General features: G+C 50.8%; 5 protein-coding genes. 4 read left to right on the top strand and 1 reads right to left on the bottom strand.

The window, feature by feature from the left end:
* The first annotated feature begins 319 nt into the window (after positions 1-319).
* The 4 genes from HMPREF9443_RS09305 to HMPREF9443_RS09295 are packed head-to-tail and all read left to right on the top strand — an operon-like array spanning position 320 to position 4,147.
* Positions 320-712 carry a hypothetical protein gene (locus HMPREF9443_RS09305; protein WP_009146350.1) on the top strand — a complete coding sequence of 131 codons (393 nt, stop codon included), beginning with the start codon at positions 320-322 and terminating at the stop codon, positions 710-712.
* A complete protein-coding gene (locus HMPREF9443_RS10905) occupies positions 705-866 on the top strand; it encodes an SHOCT domain-containing protein (RefSeq protein ID WP_009146349.1) in 162 nt (53 codons plus the stop codon). The genes HMPREF9443_RS09305 and HMPREF9443_RS10905 overlap by 8 nt, the downstream gene beginning before the upstream one ends.
* A 48-nt stretch (positions 867-914) precedes the next feature.
* Positions 915-2,594: a recombinase family protein gene (locus HMPREF9443_RS09300; RefSeq protein WP_009146348.1), complete on the top strand. Its 1,680-nt coding sequence runs from the start codon at positions 915-917 to the stop codon at positions 2,592-2,594.
* Complete coding sequence (locus tag HMPREF9443_RS09295; protein WP_006555378.1) at positions 2,579-4,147, top strand: recombinase family protein; 1,569 nt, start codon at positions 2,579-2,581, stop codon at positions 4,145-4,147. Before HMPREF9443_RS09300 ends, HMPREF9443_RS09295 begins: the two co-directional genes overlap by 16 nt.
* Positions 4,148-4,335: 188 nt before the next feature.
* On the opposite strand, the gene HMPREF9443_RS09290 is transcribed toward HMPREF9443_RS09295, so the two are convergent.
* Positions 4,336-5,346 (bottom strand): recombinase family protein (locus HMPREF9443_RS09290; protein WP_009146347.1); only part of this gene is annotated, 1,011 nt, incomplete at its 5' end.

Genomic DNA, 5,346 nt, shown 5'->3' with positions numbered 1-5,346 from the left:
ATATCTAGCCTTTTTATTTTTTCTTTTGTTCCTTTTGGAAGTATGATAGATACTCTATCATACTTTTCCTTATTATGGATTAATAGATAATTTTTTCTTTTTTGCGTATTTTTGTAACGATTATATGACATAGTATAATCTCCCTTTCTGAGGTAGGTTTATTATAGTCATCATATGACTATAATGTCAAGCTTTAGATAAAACTGAAAAGACTATATCTAAAAATAGATAAGTCCTGTTGAATCTTCTTTTGAAGTACTTAACGATAGCTGTTCTGTCCTATTACTCCTGAAAGCTAAATTTTCAGGAGGTGTCCATCATGACGGACGAACAGAAACAACAGATCATTGCCATGCGCCGGGATGGGGCAGGATATGGCAGGATAGCGGCGCGGCTCCAGATTTCCATCAATACAGTGAAGTCGTTCTGCCGGCGGCACAGCCTGGCGGCGAAGTCGGCAGCCTCAGTTTGCGAGCAGTGCGGAAAGCCGATTGAGCAGAATACGGGACGGAAGCGGAAACGGTTCTGCTGCGATGCCTGCCGGAATAAGTGGTGGAACGCACATCTGGAGCTGGTGAAGCGGAAGGCAGTCTACAACTATACCTGTCCGGCTTGCGGGAAGAAATTCACTGTCTACGGCAACAGCCATCGGAAGTTCTGCTCCCACGCATGCTATATTGCATACCGGTTCGGAGGTGTCCGCCATGGATAAGAGGTCGTTTCAAAATGAAACAGCCTTCCAGATGGCGATGTATCTGGCAAGGCGGATGCTGGCCGAAAAGCTCATCACCGGGAAGGAGTACCGGGACTTCGAGCAGGAGATGCTTCGCCGCTATCAGCCTTTTTCCGGGGACTTATACACTTGATAATTGTATCAAACAGAGTGATATATAGTGTCGAAAGGAGCTGATTCTATGCGGACTATCCGTAAGATTGAACGACGCATACCAAATTTGAAGCAAAGAAAGAAAGTCGCAGCCTATGCCCGCGTATCCATGGAATCGGAGCGGATGCACCATTCCCTTTCGGCGCAGGTCAGTTATTACAGCAGCCTCATCCAGAAGAACCCGGACTGGGAATACGCCGGGGTCTATGCCGACTATGGCATCTCTGGGACGGGGATGAAGAAGAGGCAGGAATTCCTGCGGATGCTGGAAGATGCCGAAGCCGGGAAGATAGACAGCATCCTGACCAAGTCCATCCAGCGCTTCGCACGCAACACCGTAGACCTTCTGCGTACCGTCCGGCATCTGAAAGAGCTGGGCATCGAAGTTTGGTTTGAAAAAGAGAATATCCATACCATGAGCGGGGACGGCGAGCTTATGATGACCATCCTGGCATCTTTTGCCCAGGAGGAAAGCCGTTCCATTAGTGAAAATATCCGGTGGCGCATCAAGAAACAATTTGAGCAGGGGAATCCTAACGGGCGGTTCCGTGTTTACGGGTATCGCTGGGAAGGGGATAACCTGGTGGTAGTTCCCGAGGAAGCAGCTGTTGTCAGGCGCATCTTCCAGAATTTCCTTGATGGCAAGTCACGTCTTGAAACCGAACGGGAATTTGCTGCCGAAGGCATCACGACCCGGAATGGCTGCCGCTGGATGGATTCCAACATCAGGGTTGTCCTGACCAATGTTACCTATACTGGCAATATGCTTTTCCAGAAGGAATATGTGACGGATCCAATCCTCAAGAAGCGGAAGAAGAACCGGGGCGAACTTCCTAGGTATTATGTTGAAAATACGCATGAGCCTATCATCGACAAGGAAACCTTTGATTACGTGCAGCAGGAGATGGCGCGGCGAAAGGAACTGGGGGCGCTGGCCAATAAGTCCTTGAACACGACCTGCTTCACGGGAAAAATCAAATGCGGCATCTGCGGTCGGAGTTATATGCACAATCGCCGCACAGACCGGGGCTTTGAAGAATTCTGGGATTGCGGCTCCCATAAACTGAAAGGCCGGAATTGCGGCGCAAAAGGCAGTATCCCGCATGCAGTCCTCGTGAAGGAGAGTACAGAAGTCCTAGGCCTGGATGATTTCGATGAGCAGGCGTTTCTTGACCGGGTCGAAAAGATAGTAGTGCCAGAATACCATGTGATGGTTTTCTGTATGAAAAACGGACAGAAACTTATCCGGCACTGGGTATCAACGGCGAAGAAGGATTGCTGGACCGATGAGTATAAGGATCGTCAGAGGGCATGGATGAAAAACTACATGGCCAATGGCAAGGGAACACGGTTCTCCGTCTTTACGACCCGCATCCGGTGCGCCTTGTGCGGATCCTCTTTCCGGCGGTGTAAAACGAAGCATGACAGGCCTGTTTATTGGCGATGCAGCAAAGGCGGCAAATGTGAATCGGTCAGCATCCGGGAAGATGACCTGAAGCGTGTGGCCGCAGAGACCATGGGGTTAGAGGACTTTGATGAGGATAGATTCCGGGGGAAAGTGGAATCTATCGAAGCCGGAAAGCCAGACTGCCTGACTGTCCATTTCAAGAGTGGGAGAACAGAAGAGATTTCTTATACGCCTACGCCATCCAAGCGGCGTCCCAAGGCACGGAGAAAGGAGAGCGGAGAAAAGTGGCAAAGACAGTAAGGGCCATCCCGGCCACCATCAGCCGTTATACGGCGGCTCCGATTAACAGCCGGAAGAAGCGGAGAGTAGCGGGCTATGCCAGGGTTTCCACGGACCATGATGACCAGATCAGCAGCTATGAAGCACAGGTCGATTATTATACGAACTATATCAGGGAACGGGATGACTGGGAATTTGTCGGCATCTACACCGATGAAGGCATCTCGGCGACCAACACGCGTCACCGCAATGGTTTCAAGCGGATGGTCAGGGATGCCATGGATGGGAAAATCGACCTCATCGTCACAAAATCAGTCAGCCGCTTTGCCAGAAATACCGTAGACAGCCTGACAACGGTACGCAAGCTCAAGGATAAGGGCATCGAGATTTATTTCGAGAAGGAAAACATCTGGACGCTCGATGCCAAGGGCGAACTCCTCATCACCATCATGAGTTCCCTGGCGCAGGAAGAAAGCCGGAGCATTTCGGAAAACGTCACCTGGGGTCATCGGAAGCGGTTCGCTGATGGCAAGGTGAGTGTTCCCTACAGGCATTTTCTCGGCTATGACAAAGGGCCTGACGGGAATCTGGTCGTCAACCGGGAACAGGCCAAGACGGTGAAACTGATTTACCGCTTGTTCCTGGACGGGTATACCTTCCACTCCATTGCCAGGGAGCTGACTTCCAGAGGGCTGGAAACTCCGGCAAGAAAGAAACGCTGGTATCCGGGGACGGTAGAGAGCATCCTGACAAATGAGAAATACAAGGGCGATGCCCTGCTGCAGAAGCGGTTCACCGTCAACTTCCTGACCAAAGAAACGAAAGCGAATGAAGGGGAAGTGCCGCAGTACTATGTGGAAAATAACCACGAAGCCATCATCAGCCCGCAGGTCTTCGACTGGGTACAGGAAGAAATCAAGCGGCGGCGTGAAGGCAGGGGACGTTACAGCGGCGTATCCATCTTCTCCAGCAAAATCAAGTGCGGCCAGTGCGGAGGCTGGTACGGGGCCAAGGTCTGGCATTCGACCGACAAGTACCGCAGAACCATCTACCGATGCAACGATAAGTTCAAGAGCCATTGCAAGACACCACATCTGACAGAGGATGATATCAAGGAAGCCTTCGTCCGGGCCGTCAATCAGCTCATCGAAAACAAAGCGGACGTACTTGACAGCATCACACTGCTGAAGGAACGGCTCACTGACACAGAAGACTTGGAAGAGGAGCGGGACAGGATAAGCACAGATTTGAACCTGCTGGCCGACAAGATACAGCAGCTCATAGCCGAGAACGCCAGGGTCGCGCAGAACCAGGATGATTATGACCGGAACTACAACGAACTGGTCAGTCGGTATGAAGCAGCGAAGACGCAGTACGACAAGACCTGTGAAGCCATCCAGTATCGCAAGGCCCGGAGCCGTCAGATGGACAGCTTCATCAAGGAGCTTAGGAATCAGGATCTCATTAAGGAGTTCGATGCCCGGCTGTGGGGCAGCCTGGTGGATTTCATCACAGTGTACAGCAAAGACGATATCCGGGTGACCTTCAAGGACGGGACGGAAATCAGAGCATAAGCAGGAAAAAAGGATTACGGCAGAGAATCCAAGAGGAAACGCAGGATTCTCTGCCGTATTTTTGATGAAGAAAATCGGAATATGATATAATAGTAAGGGTTTCAGGTGTGCGAAGTTTGAGTGAGATATAAAGTACAGTTTACAAGGGACTACACAGGGTAGGTATCTGACGGGAGGGGTGCCGCCAGTCAGATTTTCCATGTGATGTTCAAGCTGTCGCTTGTGGCGGCTATGGTGGTGATCATCAAATCCACCACACGCCGCTTGTCATCAAAAGATACATTCTCCCAGGTATCGAGGTAGCCGGAAATCTGGCTGACCTGTTCCGGGCTGATGGCCTCCACAGTCAACTCCGCTATCCTTGCCAGAAGTTCCTGCTTGCGCCCGTCCAGTTCCGCTATCTTCACATTCACATAGGAGAGCAGGACATTGTTCGCGCCCGTCAGACTGTCCACCAGCTTTTCAATCTCGCTGTCTACATGGGCAAGTTCCACTTGCAGGGCGGTGATTTTCGGGTTTGCCTTTGCCGCTTTCTTTTTTCCTGTCAGCGTCTTGTAGCTTGCCAGCTTCTTTACCATCTGCTGATAAACAACCGCTTCCAGTTCCGAAGTGATGATTTTCCCACAGCCAGGACAGCTTTTATTGTCCAGCCGTTTCGTGCAGCGGAGATACTGTTTGCCGGAGGGATTGTAGATACTCATAAGAGCATACCCGCAATTCCCGCACTTGATTTTTCCTGCCAGCCATGTGTGGGTGGCTTTCCGGGCAGACTGGATTTTCATGTTGTTCATCAGCTTCTTGCGGCAGGTCAGCCAGGTGTCGGAGGGGACGATACCCTCATGGGGAGCCAGTACCAGCATTTGGTCTTTTAAGTCGTTTTTCTTGCTGGCCTTTACATCTCGCCCTTGATACAGATAGCAGCCGTTCATGCCCGTAAAATCGGCAACGTCATTGACAATGACTGTACCTTGACTTTTGAAAAATTCGTACACATCAAGGTCTGCCTGCACATAGACAGGATTGCGTAACATCTGCGCCAGCGTGGGGCGTATCAGCTCTTTGCCATGGAACAAAATCCCCTGTTCGGCAAAGTACCGGGTAATGTCCCCGTAGGAAGTTGTGGGCTGGGCGTACATCTCAAACATCAGCCGGATATTGGCCGCTTCCTCCGGGTTTACCACCAGCTTCTTTGTGTTGAT

Source organism: Phascolarctobacterium succinatutens YIT 12067, assembly GCF_000188175.1.
Taxonomy (GTDB): Bacteria; Bacillota; Negativicutes; order Acidaminococcales; family Acidaminococcaceae; genus Phascolarctobacterium_A; species Phascolarctobacterium_A succinatutens.
The sequence above is the reverse complement of the archived record's forward strand: the minus strand, read 5'-3'. Positions and strand labels throughout refer to the sequence as shown.